Annotated in this window: 13 protein-coding genes; 5 read left to right on the top strand and 8 right to left on the bottom strand. The window is 71.0% G+C overall.

The window, feature by feature from the left end; all coding sequences use genetic code 11:
- Positions 1-9: 9 nt before the first annotated feature.
- Entirely contained in the window at positions 10-1368 is a 1359-nt protein-coding gene (locus HQK15_RS08880; protein WP_367649113.1) for an ABC1 kinase family protein, read from the top strand.
- On the opposite strand, the gene HQK15_RS08875 is transcribed toward HQK15_RS08880, so the two are convergent.
- Together HQK15_RS08875 and HQK15_RS08870 are read right to left on the bottom strand one after the other, a co-directional pair.
- The gene (locus tag HQK15_RS08875; RefSeq protein WP_173490986.1) at positions 1336-3384 is read right to left on the bottom strand and encodes an ATP-dependent DNA helicase UvrD2; all 2049 of its coding nucleotides are present in this window, start codon (positions 3382-3384) and stop codon (positions 1336-1338) included. The two genes, HQK15_RS08880 and HQK15_RS08875, sit on opposite strands and share 33 nt — an antisense overlap.
- A 95-nt stretch (positions 3385-3479) precedes the next feature.
- Complete coding sequence (locus tag HQK15_RS08870; RefSeq protein ID WP_173490985.1) at positions 3480-4052, bottom strand: thermonuclease family protein; 573 nt, start codon at positions 4050-4052, stop codon at positions 3480-3482.
- A gap of 115 nt (positions 4053-4167) precedes the next feature.
- On the opposite strand from HQK15_RS08870, the gene HQK15_RS08865 reads away from it, so the two are divergent.
- Positions 4168-4410 (top strand): mycoredoxin, encoded by a 243-nt coding sequence (locus HQK15_RS08865; RefSeq protein ID WP_129185255.1) that lies wholly within the window; start codon positions 4168-4170, stop codon positions 4408-4410.
- Between the two features lie 51 nt (positions 4411-4461).
- Here the strand turns inward: HQK15_RS08865 and nudC are convergent, their stop codons facing one another.
- The 5 genes from nudC to moeZ are packed head-to-tail and all read right to left on the bottom strand — an operon-like array spanning position 4462 to position 13278.
- On the bottom strand, positions 4462-5319 hold the full coding sequence (gene nudC, locus HQK15_RS08860; protein ID WP_173490984.1) for an NAD(+) diphosphatase: 858 nt from the start codon (positions 5317-5319) through the stop codon (positions 4462-4464).
- A gap of 4 nt (positions 5320-5323) precedes the next feature.
- Positions 5324-8497, bottom strand: a complete 3174-nt coding sequence (locus tag HQK15_RS08855) for an ATP-dependent helicase (RefSeq protein ID WP_173490983.1) — start codon at positions 8495-8497, stop codon at positions 5324-5326.
- A complete protein-coding gene (locus HQK15_RS08850) occupies positions 8494-11718 on the bottom strand; it encodes an ATP-dependent helicase (protein ID WP_173490982.1) in 3225 nt (1074 codons plus the stop codon). The genes HQK15_RS08855 and HQK15_RS08850 overlap by 4 nt, the downstream gene beginning before the upstream one ends.
- A gap of 29 nt (positions 11719-11747) precedes the next feature.
- Positions 11748-12047 (bottom strand): MGMT family protein, encoded by a 300-nt coding sequence (locus HQK15_RS08845; RefSeq protein WP_173490981.1) that lies wholly within the window; start codon positions 12045-12047, stop codon positions 11748-11750.
- 10 nt (positions 12048-12057) lie between these two features.
- Positions 12058-13278, bottom strand: a complete 1221-nt coding sequence (gene moeZ / locus HQK15_RS08840; RefSeq protein ID WP_173490980.1) for an adenylyltransferase/sulfurtransferase MoeZ — start codon at positions 13276-13278, stop codon at positions 12058-12060.
- A gap of 89 nt (positions 13279-13367) precedes the next feature.
- Here moeZ and HQK15_RS08835 point away from each other — a divergent pair, with 89 nt between their 5' ends.
- Both HQK15_RS08835 and HQK15_RS08830 read left to right on the top strand, forming a co-directional pair.
- The gene (locus tag HQK15_RS08835) at positions 13368-14027 is read left to right on the top strand and encodes a TetR/AcrR family transcriptional regulator (protein WP_367649111.1); all 660 of its coding nucleotides are present in this window, start codon (positions 13368-13370) and stop codon (positions 14025-14027) included.
- Positions 14024-14284, top strand: coding sequence for a DUF3107 domain-containing protein (locus tag HQK15_RS08830; protein ID WP_367649110.1), 261 nt, complete (start codon positions 14024-14026; stop codon positions 14282-14284). Before HQK15_RS08835 ends, HQK15_RS08830 begins: the two co-directional genes overlap by 4 nt.
- 19 nt (positions 14285-14303) lie before the next feature.
- Here HQK15_RS08830 and HQK15_RS08825 read toward each other — a convergent pair whose 3' ends face one another.
- Positions 14304-15002, bottom strand: a complete 699-nt coding sequence (locus HQK15_RS08825) for a ferritin-like fold-containing protein (protein WP_173490979.1) — start codon at positions 15000-15002, stop codon at positions 14304-14306.
- 114 nt (positions 15003-15116) lie between these two features.
- Between HQK15_RS08825 and HQK15_RS08820 the strand changes: the two genes are divergently transcribed.
- Positions 15117-16598 (top strand): DEAD/DEAH box helicase, encoded by a 1482-nt coding sequence (locus HQK15_RS08820; RefSeq protein WP_173490978.1) that lies wholly within the window; start codon positions 15117-15119, stop codon positions 16596-16598.
- The last annotated feature ends 75 nt before the right edge of the window (positions 16599-16673 follow it).

Below are 16673 nucleotides of genomic sequence, written 5' to 3'. Positions count from 1 at the left end.
CCTGAACGGGTGCCCGAGACCCCAGACCAGGACCAGCCGAAGGGCGGCCCCATCGCCGGCAGCGCGTTCGCCCGAGGTGCTCGCCTCGCATCGCTCCCGGTCGGGTTCGCCGGACGGACCACGCTCGGCCTCGGCAAGCGCATCGTCGGGACGCCGGCCAACCTCGTTCTCGACGAGGTGCAGCGCCGCACCGCCGACCAGATCTTCAGCGTCCTCGGGCAGCTGAAGGGCGGGGCGATGAAGTTCGGCCAGGCCATGAGCATCTTCGAGGCCGCGCTGCCCGAGGAGTTCATCGGCCCCTATCGCGAGACCCTCGTGAAGCTGCAGGACTCCGCTCCCCCTATGCCGCCGGGCACCGTCCACCGCGTCATGACCCAGGAGTTCGGCCCAGACTGGCGCACCCAGTTCACGTCGTTCGAGGACAAGCCGGCGGCCTCCGCGTCGATCGGGCAGGTGCACCGCGCGACCTGGTCGGACGGGAGCCACGTCGCGGTCAAGCTGCAATATCCCGGCGCCGCCAAGGCCCTGCTGTCCGACCTGCGGCAGATCAGTCGCCTGGCTCGTCTCTTCGGTGTCATCGCACCGGGCCTCGACGTCAAGCCACTCGTCAAGGAGCTGCAGGACCGCGTCGCCGAAGAGCTCGACTACTCGCTCGAGGCCGGCGCCCAGAGCGTCTTTGCCGAGGCGTTCACCGACGACCCCGAGATCACCGTCCCCTCTCCGCTCGCCCACACCGAGCGTGCTCTCGTCTCGACGTGGCTCGAGAGCGACTCCTCCCTCGCCCACGTCATCACCAACGGCACCCAGGAGGAGCGCGACCGCTACGGCGAGGCCTACGTGCGGTTCCTGTTCGCCGGTCCCCGGCGCGCGGGCATGCTGCACGCCGACCCGCACCCGGGCAACTTCCGGATCATGCCCGACGGTCGGCTCGGCGTCGTCGACTTCGGTGCGGTCGCCCGCCTGCCCGAGGGCCTGCCGGCCTCGATGGGACGACTGCTGCGCCACGCCGTCGCCGGCGACTACGACAGCGTCCTCGAGGGGCTGCGCGACGAGGGCTTCCTCAAGGCCAAGACCGATCTCGACGCCGAGACGATCGCCCGCTACATCGGCCCGTTCGTCGAGCCCGCCCAGGTCGAACGGTTCACGTTCAGCCGCGAGTGGATGCGGGCGCAGACCCTGCGGGTCAGCGCCCCCAACGCCGAGGGCATGGGCACCGCGATGAAGATCAACCTGCCACCGCAGTACCTCCTGATCCACCGGGTGTGGATCGGCGGCATCGGTGTGCTGAGCCAGCTCGGTGCGACGGCCCCGTTCAGGGCCATCCTCGAGGAGTCGCTACCGGGCTTCCTCGACGAGGGCCAGGACTGACGCGGCGTACTGCTCGATCTTGGCCGGACCGATGCCGGGCACTCGCTCCAGCGCGGCCGCGTCGGCCGGCTTCGCCTCGGCGATCGACTGCAGCGTCGCGTCGGTGAAGATGACGTAGGCGGGCTTGCCCTGCTCGGTCGCCTGCTCCTTGCGCCAGGCCCGCAGCGTCTCGTAGAGCTCTTCGTCATAGGTCGCCGGACACGTCGAGCAGCGCCCGAGCTTGCGGTCGGCCACCGCGAGGATCTCGTTGCAGACCCGACACTTGGCCACCTTGCGCTGGCGTGCCTGCGCCGAGACCTGACGCGCCTGGTGCCCCGCGGGCAGCAGCGTGTCGAGGAAGCGGGTCGGCTGGCGTGAGCCCCGGCCACCCGGCTTGCGGGACGCCGCCCACGAGATCATCAGGTCGTGCCGCGCGCGGGTGACGCCGACGTAGAACAGGCGTCGCTCCTCCTCGACCAGCACCGGGGTGTCGGCGTGGACGCTGGGCATCATGCCCTCGTGCATGCCGACGCAGAAGACCGCGTCCCACTCCAGGCCCTTGGCCGAGTGCAGCGTCGCGAGCGTCACCCCGTCGACCGCCGGTGCGTGCGCCTGCTCGATGCGTCGGTCGAGGTCGGCGACGAGTGCCGTCATGCCGGCGGTGGGAGCTGCCTCGGCGAGGTCGGAGGCCATCGTCACGATGGCGTGCAGCGACTCCCACCGGTCGCGGACGGCGCCCGCCGCGGTCGGCGGGTCGTCGGTGTGGCCCATGGCGGAGAAGATCGCGCGGACGTCGTCGACCAGGTGTCCCTCGGTCTCGCCGCCTCGGGCGGAGCCGCGCAGGAGCGTGACCGCCTGGCGCACCTCGGCGCGGTTGAAGAACCCCGTCGCGCCGCGCATCGAGTAGGGGATGCCGTGCTCGCCCAGGGCCTCCTCGAAGGCCTCGGACTGGGCGTTGATGCGATAGAGGATCGCCATCTCGCGGTAGGGCATGCCCCGGCGGTGCAGCAGGGCGATCTCGTTGGCGACCGCGTTGGCCTCGGCGAGCTCGTCGGGGAAGCCGACGTAGGTCACGGGGTCGCCGGGCTCCTGCTGCGACAGCAGACGGACGCCGTCGGCTGCAGCCGTCCGAGCAAACACGGCGTTGGCCGCCGCGACGATCTGTGGTGTCGAGCGGTAGTTGCGCACGAGCTCGATGCGCTGTGCACCTTCGTGCTTGCGGGCGAACGAGGCGAGGATCTGCGGGGACGCACCGGCGAACGAGTAGATCGTCTGGCGGGGGTCGCCGACCACGCAGATGTCGTCGCGACCGCCGAGCCACAGGTCGAGCAGCGTCGACTGCAACGGGTTGACGTCCTGGAACTCGTCGACGACGAACCAGCGGTACTGCTGGCGCACCCGGGCGGCGATGCGCTCGTCGTCGGCGAGGATCGCGGCGGTGACCAGGAGGATGTCCTCCATGTCGATGCGGCCCCGCTCGCGCTTGACCTCCTCATAGCTGGCCAGCACGTTGGCGACGTCGCCGGCCGACAGGTCGGCGACCTCACGGCGCGCCGGACCGGCCGCCGCGGCGTAGGCCGTCGGGGTGATGTTGGAGACCTTGGCCCACTCGATCTCGGACGACAGGTCGCGCAGGAGCGGGGTGTCGGCGCGCTTGCCCAGGCGGCGCATCGCCTCGGCGACGAGAGGGAACTTGGACTGCGTCACCTCGGGGAACTCGCCACCGTAGACGTGCGGCCAGAAGAACCGCGCCTGCCGCAGCGCCGCGGAGTGGAACGTCCGGGCCTGGACGCCGGCGGCACCGAGCTCGCGCAGTCGGACGCGCATCTCGTTGGCGGCCTTGGTCGTGAAGGTGACCGCGAGGACCTCGGTGGGCTTGTAGACGCCCGTGGCGACGCCGTAGGCCATGCGGTGGGTGATGGCCCGGGTCTTGCCCGTGCCGGCACCGGCGACGACGCTGACGGGGCCCCGCAGCGCCAGCGCGACCTCCCGCTGCTCGGGGTCGAGCCCGGTCAACAGGTCGTCGGCGTCGGGCACTCGGGCTCCTCAGGAGGTGGTCGTGGCGGGTCGTGCGGGAACCTCCCCAGCCTAGTCGCCGAGGACGACACTCCCCACCGCGCTGTCCACCGGTCCTACTGTCCTGCGCAGGCTCCCAAGAGGCCCCGTTCTGCCGCGGACGCCTCGTCCTCGGCCGCCGTGAGGGCGTCGCGATAGGTCGACGACAGGCGTCCGGCGAAGACCTTGGCGTCGCCGTCGCGGATCAGCTGCTCCTGCACGAACGTGCCCGAGCGGTTCCAGGCGTAGACCGTGAAGGTCCCGCTGCCCTGCTCCTGCACGTCCTTGGGGTCGACCCAGATGCGCGCGCCGATCAGGTCGTCGAGGGCGTTCTGCCCCTCGTCGATCCAGCAGGGGTCCCGGGCGGGCTGCGGTGGCTCGACGTCGGCCAGCCGCAGGTAGACCCGGTCGTAGGTGCCGATCGTCCGCAGCCCCTTGTCGGCGTAGCGCCCCGACCGCTCGATCATGCCGCGGAACCTGCCGTCGCTGCGCACCGACGAGACGGTCATCTCGACCGCGTCGTAGGGCTTCTTGACGCTGCTGCTGACCTCGACCGTGTCCGATCCCCCGCCGATGAGGTAGAAGATCCCTCCGGCGACCAGCACGACGACAACCATGAGCGCTGAGCTCTTCCCCTTGAGCTGTTCCATGGTGAGCAAGATGCCAGAGGCGACACCCTGACACAACTCGGCCGCCAACCCGTGGAATGGCCGACCCCACCGGTGTGTTGAGATGATCGAGACCAGTCGTCGAAGGAGACAGCTCATGTCCGGCACGTTCACGATGTACTCCACCCCCTGGTGTGGCTACTGCCACCGCCTGAAGGGACAGCTCAAGCGCGAGGGCATCGCCTTCGACGAGGTGGACATCGAGCAGCAGCCCGACGCCGCGCTCATCGTCGAGAAGGCCAACAACGGCAACCAGACGGTGCCGACGCTGGTGTTCGCCGACGGAACCGCGCTGACCAACCCGAGCCTCGCCCAGATCAAGGCCCAGCTCGCCTCCTGACCGCAGCGGCGAGCGTCAGCCATCTGGTCAACGACCCGTCAGCGCCCCCTGCTACCACTTGCCGTGGATGGTTCCTCCGTGCCACTGCTGGAGCAGCCAGCGTGAGATCGAGACGTTGGGCGGCAGGAGCAGCTCGCTCGACGCGGTCATCTCGGTGACATCCTCGCGGGTGAACCACCGGGCCTCGGCGATCTCGTTCTCGTCGACCCTGATCTCGTGCGACAGAGCACGCCCGAAGAAGCCGAGCATGAGGCTCGAGGGGAACGGCCACGGCTGGCTGGCGGCGTAGGTCACGTCGCCGACCTCGACGCCGACCTCCTCCATGACCTCGCGGCGCACCGCGTCGCCGAGGGTCTCCCCCGGCTCGACGAAGCCGGCCAGGGTCGAGAAGCGTCCCTCGGGCCACACGGGCTGGCGCCCGAGCAGGGCACGGTCCTGGTCGTCGGTGATCAGCATGATGACGGCCGGGTCGGTGCGCGGGAAGTGGTGGGCACCGCAGACCGGGCAGACGCGCACGTGTCCGGCCTCGGCGACCTCGCTCGCCGCGCCGCAGCGGGCGCAGAAGCGGTGCGTCTGGTGCCAGCGGGCGATGCCGACCGCGTGCACCGCGAGCGACGCCTCGTCGGGCGCGACGGTGGGGCCGATCATCCGCAGGCTGGCGGGCTCGAACTCATCAGGCACCCGATCCACCATGACGGCGGCGTAGCGGACGTCGTCCTTGATGCCGAGGAAGATCCACTCCCCCTCCGGTGCCTCGTCGATCGAGATCCACCGCAGGCCCGAGCCGTCGACCGTCGGGACGTGCTCTCCGCCGATCACCAGCACCTTCACGTCCGGCGTGCGCCAGGCGTCGTTCTTGCGCAGGTGTCCGGCGCGGTCGTGCTGGGCGTGATCGAAGGCGAAGTCCACCCCTTCAGGCTAGCCCGAGGCGCTGCTCGAGCTCGGCGCGCCCGGGCAGGTCGTCGTAGCGGTGCACCTCGCCGAGGCGGACGTAGTAGAAGACACCATCGACAAGAGCCGGGTCGATGCCCTGCAGCTCGGCCCAGGCCAACCGGTAGATCGCGAGCTGGAGCGGATCGGACGTCGCCTGCCGGTTGGTCTTCCAGTCGACGACGTCGAATCCCTTCTCGGTCTCGTAGACCGCGTCGATGCGCCCGATGACCTGCTGGCCGCCCAGCACCAGCGAGAAGGGTGCCTCGATGCGGTGCGGCGAGCTGCCTCCGTAGGGCCCGGCGAGGAAGGCTCGGGTCACCTCGTCGAGCTCGGCGTCGTTGCCGATGTGGGTGTCGCCGCGCCCCGGGAGGTCGGACGGGTCGAGCAGGGTCTGCTGGCCGAACTGCGCCTCGACCCAGGCGTGGAAGCGGGTGCCGAACCGAGCGCCGGCGATCGGCTCGCGCGGCATCGGGCGCGCGAGCTCGGCGAGCACCTCGTCCTGCTCGGCCGCGAGCCGCAGGGCCGTGGTCGCCGACAGGGTCGAGGGCAGCGCGATCGTGCGGACGGGATCGGCCGCGCGATCGGCCTCGGCCACCAGCAGCGCGAGCTCGTCCTCGATCTGCTGGACGACGGCCAGCTCGGCCTGCTCGTCGGGCATGCCGAACTCCGGCAGCGCGGGGATCGACGGGTTCTCGATGTGCGCGTCGACGAGGGCAGCCAGACGGTGTCGCGCGACGAGGTCGGCGACGGAAGCAGGCCATGCCACGGCGAGACGCTGCTCGGCCAGCGGGTTGCGGTCGTCTGGCTCGGGCTCCGGCGTCCAGAGCGATGGCTCGACTCCCCGCGAGGCCAGCCAGGTGCGCGTGTTGTCGAGGAACGGGGACGGACCCCGGGGCCTGGTGGCGGTGCGGCCCCACCAGTGGCCCGAGACGTGCAGCTCGAGCTTGGCGCGGGTGTAGGCGACGTAGCCCAGGCGACGCTCCTCCTGCAGGGCATCGGCGGAGCTGAGGGTGCGGTACTCCTTGTCGCCGGCGTAGGTCCACTCGGCGATGTCGGGCAGCTGCTCGGCATCGCCGCGCAGCGCGACGGGCAGCGTCGTGGCGCTGCCGACCCAGCGGGACCGGCCGCGCGAGTGCGGGAAGACCCCCTTGGCCATGAACGGGACGAACACGACCCGCCACTCCAGGCCCTTGGCCTTGTGCGCCGTGAGCAGCTTGACGGAGTCGGCGTCGGACGGCGTGGAGACCTCCATGCCGTCGTTGAAGCGCTCCTCGGCCTCGAGATAGGCCAGCAGGCCCGACAACGAGGCGAACGCGTCGTCGGCGGAGTAGGAGGCGATCGCCTCGAGCAGCAGAGCGAGGTTGTCGAGCCCTGACGGCGCACCGCTGGCCTCGAGCTCGACGTCGAGGTCGAGCGCGTGCATGGCCCGCCGGGCGAAGTCGTAGAGGGGCTCGCCGACGTGCGACCGCAGCCCCGACAGCAGGCCCGACAGCGACTGGAACCGGACCCGCGCCTCGGGCGAGTAGGGCAGGTCGCCCGGGTCCTCGACGGCGTCGGCCAGCGACACGATCTCCGTGGGGTCGGTGCCCTCGACGGCCTTGGCGAGCTGCTCGTCGAGGGTGAGGTCGCCCTCGCGCCCGAACACCCGTCCGCTCAGCGTCGCTGCCCGCCGGCCGAGGAGGGCGAGGTCGCGGGGCCCGATGTGCCACCGGGGGCCGGTGAGCAGGCGGAGCATCGCGGGGTTGGCCGTGACGTCGTCGACGACCTCGAGCACCGAGACGAGGTCCTGCACCTCCGGCTGCGACAGCAGGCCCGTGAGGCCGACGACCTCGAACGGGATGCCCGCCTCGCGCAGGCCGGCGACGATCTCGCCGTTCTCGCCACCGACGCGCACGAGGATCGCGATCTCCGACAGCGGGTGTCCACCGTCGATCGCGGTCTGCACGCCCGCGACGACGGAGGCGACCTCGTCGGCCACGGTCGGGTGCAGCGAGACGGTGACCGCTCCGTCGGCGTTGTCGGGGTGCGCCTGGAGCGGCTGGACGACGTCGGAGGTGGCGTAGAAGTCGGCGGCGAGCTCGTTGGCAGCGCCGATGATGGTCTTGCCGCAGCGCCGGGTCTCGACCAACGAGAACAACGATCCCCGTCCGCCGTCGCGGCTCGGGAAGTGGTCGAGGAACTCGATCAGGTTGCCGGCCGCGGCGCCGCGCCAGCCGTAGATGCCCTGCGCCGGGTCGCCGACCGCCATGACGCTGTGCCCGCGTCCGCGCTCGTCGTCAGGCCCGGAGAAGAGGTTCTTGAGCAGGTCGCGCTGGGCGACCGAGGTGTCCTGGTACTCGTCGAGGAGCACCACGTCGAAGCGTTCGCGCAGCGACTCCGCGACCTCCGGAACGGCCGACAGCTCGGCGCCCCAGGCCATCTGGTCGGAGAAGTCCATGACACCGGCCGCTGCCTTGGCCCCGCGGTAGCGATCGACCAGCCGGCTCAGCTCGATGCGCTTGCGGGCGGCTGCGATGCCGGCGTCGTGCACGGCGTAGTGCTTGTCGGCACCCTGGAGCATCGTGATGAGCTCGGCGTCGAAGGCGCGCAGCTGGTCGGTCGTGACGAGGTGCTCGGACAGCTGGCCGTCGAGTGCCATGACGTCGCCGACCAGGCGCGGCACGCTCGTCGTGACCTCGGTGAGCTCGCCGTCGTGAGACTCGATGGCCCGGGCGACGCGCTGGAACCGCGAGGCGTCGGACAGGATCCGCAGGTCGGGCTCGATGCCCAGGCGCAGGCCGTGCTCGGCGATCAGGGTGCCGGCGAAGGCGTGGTAGGTCGAGGTCGTCGGATCGCCGTCGGTCTCGAGGTCGAGCCCCGCGAGCGAGCGCCGCACGCGAACGCCCAGCTCGGACGCCGCCTTGTTGGTGAACGTCAGGCCGAGGATGCGCTCGGGCAGCACGCCGTGGTGCCCCACCAACCACACGACCCGGGCCGCCATGACCGTCGTCTTGCCCGATCCGGCGCCCGCGATGATGACGCTGGGACTGTCGACCGGCGCCGTGATGGCCGCGACCTGGGGCTCGGAGAAGTGGAACGGGTCGCGGCCCGGCGCGGCCGGGAAGAGACCCTGGAAGACCCGGTTGAGGTCGTCGATCGTCTGCAGCAGCGTCATGCGTGGCCTCCGTCGAGGATCGTGGCGCCCTCGGGCTGCGCGGGGCAGGCTCGCTGGAACTCGCAGTAGCGGCAGGACTTCTCGCTGGGCGTGGCCACGAACTGCTCCTCGGCGATGACGTGCACGGACCGGGTCAGCTGCTCGAGCGCGAAGAACGGCAGGTCGGCCGGCGGACCGTCCTGCGGCTGCACGACCGGGTAGTCGGGGACCTTCTTCTCACCGTTGCGCAGCTGCACCAGCTCGGCACCGGCCGCGCGGACGCCAGCGGCGAGGTCGGACGTCGCCCCGAGGTCGACGGCCAGCTGGTAGAAGCCGAGCTGCGGGTGCTCGGCGAGATCCTTCTTGTCGGCGACCGACTTGCTGGTCTTGAGGTCGACCACGTGGATGCCGTCGTCGTCGATCTCGACCCGGTCCATCGATCCGCCGAGGGCGACCTCGCGACCGTCGACCGTCGTGGTGACGAGGAACTCGTGCTCGGCCGCCAGGGTGCGACGACCGTGCTGCAGGTGCCACTGCACGAACCGGACGAGGGCGTCGCGGGCCTCGGCCCGTTCGCGCCCGCCGATCCAGTCGGCGGCGAACGCGAGCTGGTCCCACACCCGGTCGACGTAGACACCCAGCGCCTCGGCGTCAGCGGGCAGCCGGCCCTCGGCCACCTCGGCCGCCACCGCGTGAACGACCGACCCGAAGCCCTGAGCCGTCGTGGTGCCCGTGGATGCCTTGACCTCGTGGTCGTAGAACCACTTGAGGGGGCACTCGGTGATCGCGCTCACCGAGCTGCCCGACAGCCGGATCGTGGCGTCGGGGGCCCGCATCGGCGCCTCGGCCCGGGTGATGGCGCTCATGCCCCACCACCGCTCGGGCCGCGCCGGACGCGTCGCACCGCCGGGTCGCTCGGCCAGCATCGCGAGGAGTCGGGCGACCCGGTCGCGGACGACGTCGCTCTCGGTGGTCTCTCCGAGCCGCCTCAGCGCCGCGATGGACCCGCGCAGCGACAGCGGACGCTCGGGACGGCGCTGCGGCTCACGCACGGGGACGGCCCCGGACGCGTCGCGGTGCAGGTGCTCCCACAGCTCGGTGACGAACATCGAGGGCTGGTCACCGTCCTCGCGGCCGCTCTCGACCGCGGTGACGAACAGGTGCTGCCGGGCCCGGGTGCAGGCCACGTAGAACAGCCGCCGCTCCTCGCGCAGCGCCTCACGCGGCGTGGGCGGCGCGATCTCGCCACCCGGCCCCAGCCGCTCGGCCCGCAGGAAGCTGCCGCGATGACGCACGTCGGGCCACGTCCCGTCCTGCACGCCGGCGACGACCACGGTGTGCCACTCCAGCCCCTTGGACCGGTGGGCCGTCATGAGCTGGACGGCGTCGGGAGCAATCACCCCCTGGGCCAAGGTGTCGGCCGGGATCTCCTGGGACTCCAGCTCGGTGATGAACTCGGCGAGCGAGCGGCGGGTGTGCTGCTCCTCGGCGCGGGCGGCCTGGGCGAAGAGGGCGACGAGCACGTCGAGGTCGTGGTCGGCCCGGGCCGACCCCTCGCCGTCGCCCAGGGCCTCGTCGCGCAGGCGGTCGCGCCACCCGGTGCCCGCCCACAGCGTCCACAGCACGCGTTCGGCGGGCTCGCCGGCACCGATCTGGTCGGCGGCACGCCGCAGCAGGGCCGCGAGCCGGGACGCCCGTGCAGCCGAGTGACCGAGCGGCGACCCCGGAGCGGCGAGCGAGAGCAGCACGGCCGGCTGGGACAGCGCCTCGGCCAGCAGGAGCCGGGACGCGCGGGGACCACGCTCGTCGGTGCGGTCGGCGTCGCGCAGGGCCCGTCCGACGCGGCGCAGCGCCGGGGCGTCGAGGCCGCACAGTGGCCCGGCCAGCAGCGCATCGGCCGCGGCGGGATCGACGGGACGGTCGTGGGCGAGGTCGTCGGCTGCGCGCAGCGCCACCAGCAGGGTGCGGACGGCCGGCTCGGCCCGCAGGGGCAGCTCGTCGCCCGCCACGACGACCGGGACGCCTGCAGCGCTCAGCGACCGCTGGAACCGGGCGATGTCGGCTCCCGACCGCACGAGCACGGCCATCTGGTCCCACGGCACCTCGTGGGACAGCCGCTGCTCGCGCAGGAACAGCGCGACATGCTCGGCCTCGGCCGTCGCGGTCGCATAGGTCGAGACATCGACGTCGCCCTCGAGGTGGCGGCGCGGCGTGAGGTGGCGCAGCCCGTCGAAGTCGTGGCCGTCGACCGGTCCGAGCACGCCGCGGTTGGAGACGATCGAGGCGACCGCCGCCGAGATCGTCTCGCCGTAGCGACTGGTGCTCGTCAGGACGGCGAGGTCGGCAGGCGTGCCGTCGATCTGCCGGAACTGCTCACGAAAATCGAGGATGCCGCGCACGTCGGCGCCCCGGAAGCCGTAGATCGACTGGTAGGGGTCGCCCACCACCACGAGGTCGCGGCCGTCGCCGGCCAGAGCCTGCAGCAGCTCGACCTGCAGCGGATCGGTGTCCTGGTACTCGTCGACCACGACGAGCCGGTAGGCCTGGCGCATGCGCTCGCGGTGGACGGGATCGCCCAGCAGCTGCACGGCCTGGAACACCAGGTCGGAGTAGTCGATCGTGTTCTGCAGGGCCGCGACGCCGGTGTACTCGTCGAAGAAGCGCGCCGCTGCCGTCCACTCCGCCCGGCCGGTCGACTCCCCCAGCCGCAGCAGGTCGAGCGCGTCCATGTTGCGGCCGCGGGCCGTGGAGAGCAGCTTCTGCATCTCGTCGGCCAGGCCTCGGGTGCGCAGGGCGGGCCGCATGAGGACCGGCCAGTCCTCGGCGTCGCCCTCACCGAGGAGCCGCTGGATGATCGCGTCCTGCTCGGGCGCGCTCAGCAGCTGCAAGGGCCGCGAGAACTCGCTCTCGGTCTGGAGGTGGCGGACCAGGGCGTAGCAGAAGGAGTGGAACGTCATGGCCGGCGTCGTGGCGGTGGTGCGGGCGAGCCGGCGGGCGATGCGGGACTTGAGCTCGTCGGCCGCCTTGCGGCTGAACGTCAGGACCAGGATCTCCTCGGGCGCGATACCGCGGTCGACCCGATCGGCGACGACCTCGACCAGGGTCGACGTCTTGCCGGCACCGGGCCCGGCCAGCACGAGCAGCGGCCCGCCCGGGTGCTCGACGACGCTGCGCTGCTGGAGGTCGAGCCGGTGCGCGGGGGGCGTCTGCTGGGGTGCTTCCCGCTCGTACTCGACCGTCATGGCTCCATCCCACCAGACGGGGGTGACACTCAGTCGTCGAACTGCCAGAGAGCCTCGCGCATGTCGACCGACGAGCCGTTGGCCCGCATCGGCGTGCCCTCCTCGCGGTAGTGCACCTGGGCGTCGATCGCGTGCGACGCAGGCAGGCTCCCGTTGGCCCGCACGACCCGCCACCAGGGCACCGCGGCGCCCTCGAGCGCCATCACCCGACCGACCTGCCGGGGCCCACCGTCCTGCAGCATCTCGGCGATGAGCCCGTACGACAGGACCTGGCCGGGCGGGATGCGCTCGACCAGGTCCAGGACCCGATCCGTGAAGTCGGGGCTCATCGTGTGTCGCTCAGTACGTCGGCTGGCTCGGGTCAATCTGGTTGACCCAGGCCACCACGCCGCCACCCACGTGGACGGCGTCCTTGTAGCCCGCGCCCTTGAGCACGGCCAGCGCCTCCGCGGAGCGGACGCCCGACTTGCAGTGCAGCACGATCTGCTTGTCGTCGGGCAGCTGCTCCAGAGCCTTGCCGTTGAGGAACTCGCCCTTGGGGATGAGCACCGACCCCGGGATCTTGTTGATCTCGAACTCGTTGGGCTCGCGCACGTCGACCAGCACGAAGTCGCGCCCGCCGTCGTTCCGCTCCTTCAGCCAGCCGTCGAGCGTCGCGACCGAGATCGTCGAGTCGGCGGCCGCGTCGGCGGCCTCCTCGCTGATCGAGCCACAGAACGCCTCGTAGTCGCTCATGAGCTCGGTCGGCAGGACGCCGTTGGGGTCACGACGGATGTTGAGCGTCGAGTACCGCATCTCGAGCGCGTCGTAGACCATCAGGCGACCGATGAGCGGGTCACCGATGCCGGTGATGAGCTTGATCGCCTCGGTCACCATGATCGAGCCGATCGAGGCGCACAGGACGCCCAGCACGCCACCCTCGGCGCACGACGGGACCATGCCCGGCGGCGGCGGCTCGGGGTAGAGGTCGCGGTACTGCGGGCCCTCCTGGGCCCAGAAGACGCTGACCTGGCCCTCGAAGCGGTAGATCGAGCCCCAGACGTACGGCTTGCCGAGGATCACGGCGGCATCGTTGACCAGGTAGCGCGTCGCGAAGTTGTCGGTGCCGTCGACGATGAGGTCGTACTGGCTGAAGATCTCCAGGACGTTGTCGTTGTCGAGACGCTCGTTGTGCACGATCGTCTTGACGTACGGGTTGGCCTCGGCGACCGACGCCGCGGCCGACTCGGCCTTGGGCTTGTCGATGTCGGACTGGCCGTGGATGATCTGGCGCTGCAGGTTGGACTCGTCGACGACGTCGTCGTCGATGATGCCGAGCGTGCCCACGCCGGCCGCAGCCAGGTAGAGCAGTGCGGGGCTGCCGAGTCCGCCGGCGCCGATGACCAGGACCTTGGCGTTCTTGAGGCGCTTCTGACCGGTCATCCCGACGTCGGGGATGATGAGGTGCCGGCTGTATCGACGGACCTCGTCGATCGTCAGCTCTTCGGCGGGTTCCACGAGTGGGGCGACCACGGGCTCTCCTCTGGTGCGTACGTGCGGTGCAAACCGTTCTGGCGGCATAACGCCGCCACTGGGTCCCATTGTTCCCCGTCCTGCGCCACGGTCGCGCCGCCCGTCCGGATCGTGGGCGCGCCCGTTAGGCTGAGCGGGTGACTGAAGCCATCCCGATGCGTCCGCGCACGAGCCGCCTGCCGCGCACCGCGCGCCGGGCGCAGCTGCTCGAGGTCGCGCTCGAGGTGTTCGTCGAGCAGGGATACCACTCGGCCTCCATGGACGAGATCGCCGAGCGGGCGGGCGTCTCCAAGCCCGTCCTCTACCAGCACTTCCCCGGCAAGCTCGATCTCTACCTGGCCCTCCTCGAGACCTCGTGCGACACCGTCATCGACGGGGTCAAGGGCGCGCTGGCCTCGACCCACGACAACCGTCGTCGCGTCCAGGCCACGATGGAGCTCTGGTACGACTACGTCGCCGACCAGGGTGCCGCGTTCCGGCTCGTGTTCGAGTCCGACCTCACCAGCGACCCCGCCGTGCGCGAGCAGGTCGACCGGGTCATCGAGGAGTCCGCGGCGCTCGTCGCCGAGGTCATCCGTGACGACACCGGTCTGCCGCTGGCCGCCGCCCACCTGCTCGCCGTGAGCCTGGTCGGCATGGGCCACGTCGGCGCCCGCAACTGGCTGTCCCAGGACTCCAGCCTCTCGCGCAGCGAGGCTGTCCAGCTCGTCGCCGGGCTGGCCTGGCGCGGCATCGGCGGATTCCCCCGCAACGAAGATGACGCAGAGCCCAACACCAACGCGCAAGGAGATGAGTGACCGTGGAGGTCAAGATCGGCGTGCAGTACGCGCCCCGTGAGCTGTCCGTGTCGACCGAGGACGAGCCGAAGGACGTCCTCGCGGCGCTCGAGACCGCCCTCAAGAACGACAGCGTCTTCACCCTGACCGACGACAAGGGTCGTACGGTCGCGGTGCCCGCGGCCAAGGTGGCCTACCTCGACTTCACGTCGGACGTCGGTCGCAAGGTCGGCTTCGGCCTCGCCGCCGGCGAAGCCGTCGCCGCCGCCGCGAAGTAGGGCGCGAGGGGCCTGGTCGCTAGGCGGCCAGGCCCAGCTTCTCCATCCGCGCCGCGTGGGCCTCGGTGAGCCGGGTGAACATCCGGCCGATGGCAGCAAGATCCATGCCCGGGTGGTCGACCCCGCCGACCAGGACGGTGCTGAGCGCATCGCGCTCGGCGACGACCATCTGCGCCTGGCTCAGCGCCTCGCCCATGAGCCGGCGACCCCACAGCGCGAGCCGTCCGCCGACGCGGTGGTCGTCCTCGATCGCGCCACGGATGGCACCGATCACGAAGTCGGAGTGCCCCGTGCCGCTCAGCGTGTCGAGCACCAGGGCCCGGGTGTCGGCATCGAGGTAGGCCGCAATCTCGCGGTAGAAGTCGGCCGCCAGGCCGTCACCGACGTACGCCTTGACGAGCCCCTCGAGCCAGTCGGACGGCCTGGTCTGGTGGTGGAAGCGCTCGAACGTCGGGGCGAACGGCAGCATGACGGCGAACGGGTCCTCCCCCATCTCGACGAGCCGGTCGCGCAGCTTCTCGAAGTGGTGGAACTCCGCCGTCGCCATCGCGGCGATCTCGACCTTGTTCTTCAGGTCAGGCGCCATCTTGGCGTCCTCGGCGAGCCGCTCGCAGGCGCTGATCTCGCCGTAGGCGAGCAGGCCCAGCAGCTCCAGCACGCCGGTGCGGTAGACCGGATCGTCGATCGTCGAGGGGGTCGGAACGTCCTTGGTGGCCATGACTGTGCAGCGTAGCGCGTGGCACACCTCCGCCAGACGTTAGACTGGGGGCGGAAATCCCACGAATCTGAAGAATTCGAGAAGACCCTGACTACGTTCAAAGATCTGGGCGTCATGCCCGAGATCGCCGACGCACTGATTGACGTCGGCATCGAAGAAGCTTTCCCGATCCAGGAGATGACGCTCGGCGTCGCGCTCATGGGCACCGACCTCATCGGCCAGGCACGCACCGGCACGGGCAAGACGCTGGCGTTCGGCATCCCCGTCATCCAGCGCACCGTCGCCCCGCACGACGCCGACTACGACCAGGTCGTGGCCGGCAAGCCGCAGGCCCTCATCGTCGCGCCCACCCGTGAGCTCGCGATCCAGGTCGCCAGCGACATCGCGGTCGCGTCCAAGCGTCGCGGCACCCGCAACCTCACGATCTACGGCGGCGTGCCCTACGAGTCGCAGCTCGACGCCCTCGAGGCCGGAGTCGACATCGTCGTCGGCACGCCCGGGCGTCTGCTCGACCTCGCCAACCGTGGCGCGCTCGACCTGTCCCACGTGAAGTCGCTCGTGCTCGACGAGGCCGACGAGATGCTCGACCTGGGCTTCCTGCCCGACGTCGAGTCGCTGCTGGCCAAGACGCCCGAGACCCGCCAGACGATGCTGTTCTCGGCCACGATGCCAGGTGCGATCGTCGGTCTGGCGCGCAAGCACATGCGTCACCCGATGAACATCCGTGCCGAGTCCGGCGAGGACACCCAGATGGTGCCCGCCACGGCGCAGTTCGTCTGGCAGGCGCACGACATGGACAAGCCCGAGATCGTCGGTCGCATCCTGCAGGCCGACGACGTGGGCCGCGTCATCATCTTCACGCGCACCAAGCGCACGGCCCAGCGCGTCGCCGACGAGCTCATCGACCGCGGCTTCCCCGCGTCGCCGCTGCACGGCGACATGGCGCAGCCCGCGCGCGAGAAGGCGCTGACCCGCTTCCGCGAGGGCAAGATCGACATCCTCGTGGCCACTGACGTCGCCGCCCGCGGCATCGACGTCGCCGGCATCACGCACGTCATCAACTACAACTGCCCCGAAGACGACAAGACGTACGTCCACCGGATCGGTCGTACGGGTCGCGCCGGCGCCTCCGGCATCGCCGTGACGTTCGTCGACTGGGCCGACATCACCCGCTGGAAGCTCATCAACAAGGCCCTCGGCCTGCCGTTCGACGAGCCGCAGGAGACCTACTCCACGTCGGACCACCTGTTCCACGACCTCGGCATCGACCGCAACGTCAAGGGACGCATCAAGCCCCCGGCGCCGCGCGAGCCCAAGAAGGACGACGACCGTGGCGGTCGCGGCCGCAGCGGTGGCGGCAACGGCGGTGGCCGTGGTGGCGACCGCGGTCGCAGCAGCAACGGTGGCAGCAGCAACGGTGGCGGTGGCGGACGCAGCGGCGGTGGCAACCGTGGCAACGACAGCTCAGGCGGCGGCAACGCCGGCGAGCAGCAGTCGGCTCCCCTGCCCACCGGTGACGACGCGCCTCGCATCCGCAAGCGCAGCCGCAGCCGTACGCGCTCGCGCGGCGGAGACCCGGTCGCCAAGTCCGAGTAGCCAGCACCGCCTTCCACGATGTCGGCGCCGACGGGTGTCCCCGCGCCGGGGACGCACCCGCTGGTGCCGACATCG

The organism is Aeromicrobium stalagmiti (assembly GCF_013283745.1).
Lineage (GTDB): Bacteria > Actinomycetota > Actinomycetes > Propionibacteriales > Nocardioidaceae > Aeromicrobium > Aeromicrobium stalagmiti.
Note: the sequence above shows the minus strand (reverse complement) of the source record. Positions and strands in the feature narration are given on the sequence as shown.

Excerpts from the sequence above, each read along its gene's own strand:
- HQK15_RS08870 (WP_173490985.1), bottom strand. The coding sequence starts at position 4,052 with ATGGAACAGCTCAAGGGGAAGAGCTCAGCGCTCATGGTTGTCGTCGTG.
- HQK15_RS08865 (WP_129185255.1), top strand. The coding sequence starts at position 4,168 with ATGTCCGGCACGTTCACGATGTACTCCACCCCCTGGTGTGGCTACTGC.
- HQK15_RS08855 (WP_173490983.1), bottom strand. The coding sequence starts at position 8,497 with ATGACGCTGCTGCAGACGATCGACGACCTCAACCGGGTCTTCCAGGGT.
- HQK15_RS08850 (WP_173490982.1), bottom strand. The coding sequence starts at position 11,718 with ATGACGGTCGAGTACGAGCGGGAAGCACCCCAGCAGACGCCCCCCGCG.
- HQK15_RS08845 (WP_173490981.1), bottom strand. The coding sequence starts at position 12,047 with ATGAGCCCCGACTTCACGGATCGGGTCCTGGACCTGGTCGAGCGCATC.
- moeZ (WP_173490980.1), bottom strand. The coding sequence starts at position 13,278 with ATGCCGCCAGAACGGTTTGCACCGCACGTACGCACCAGAGGAGAGCCC.
- HQK15_RS08825 (WP_173490979.1), bottom strand. The coding sequence starts at position 15,002 with ATGGCCACCAAGGACGTTCCGACCCCCTCGACGATCGACGATCCGGTC.
- HQK15_RS08820 (WP_173490978.1), top strand. The coding sequence starts at position 15,117 with ATGCCCGAGATCGCCGACGCACTGATTGACGTCGGCATCGAAGAAGCT.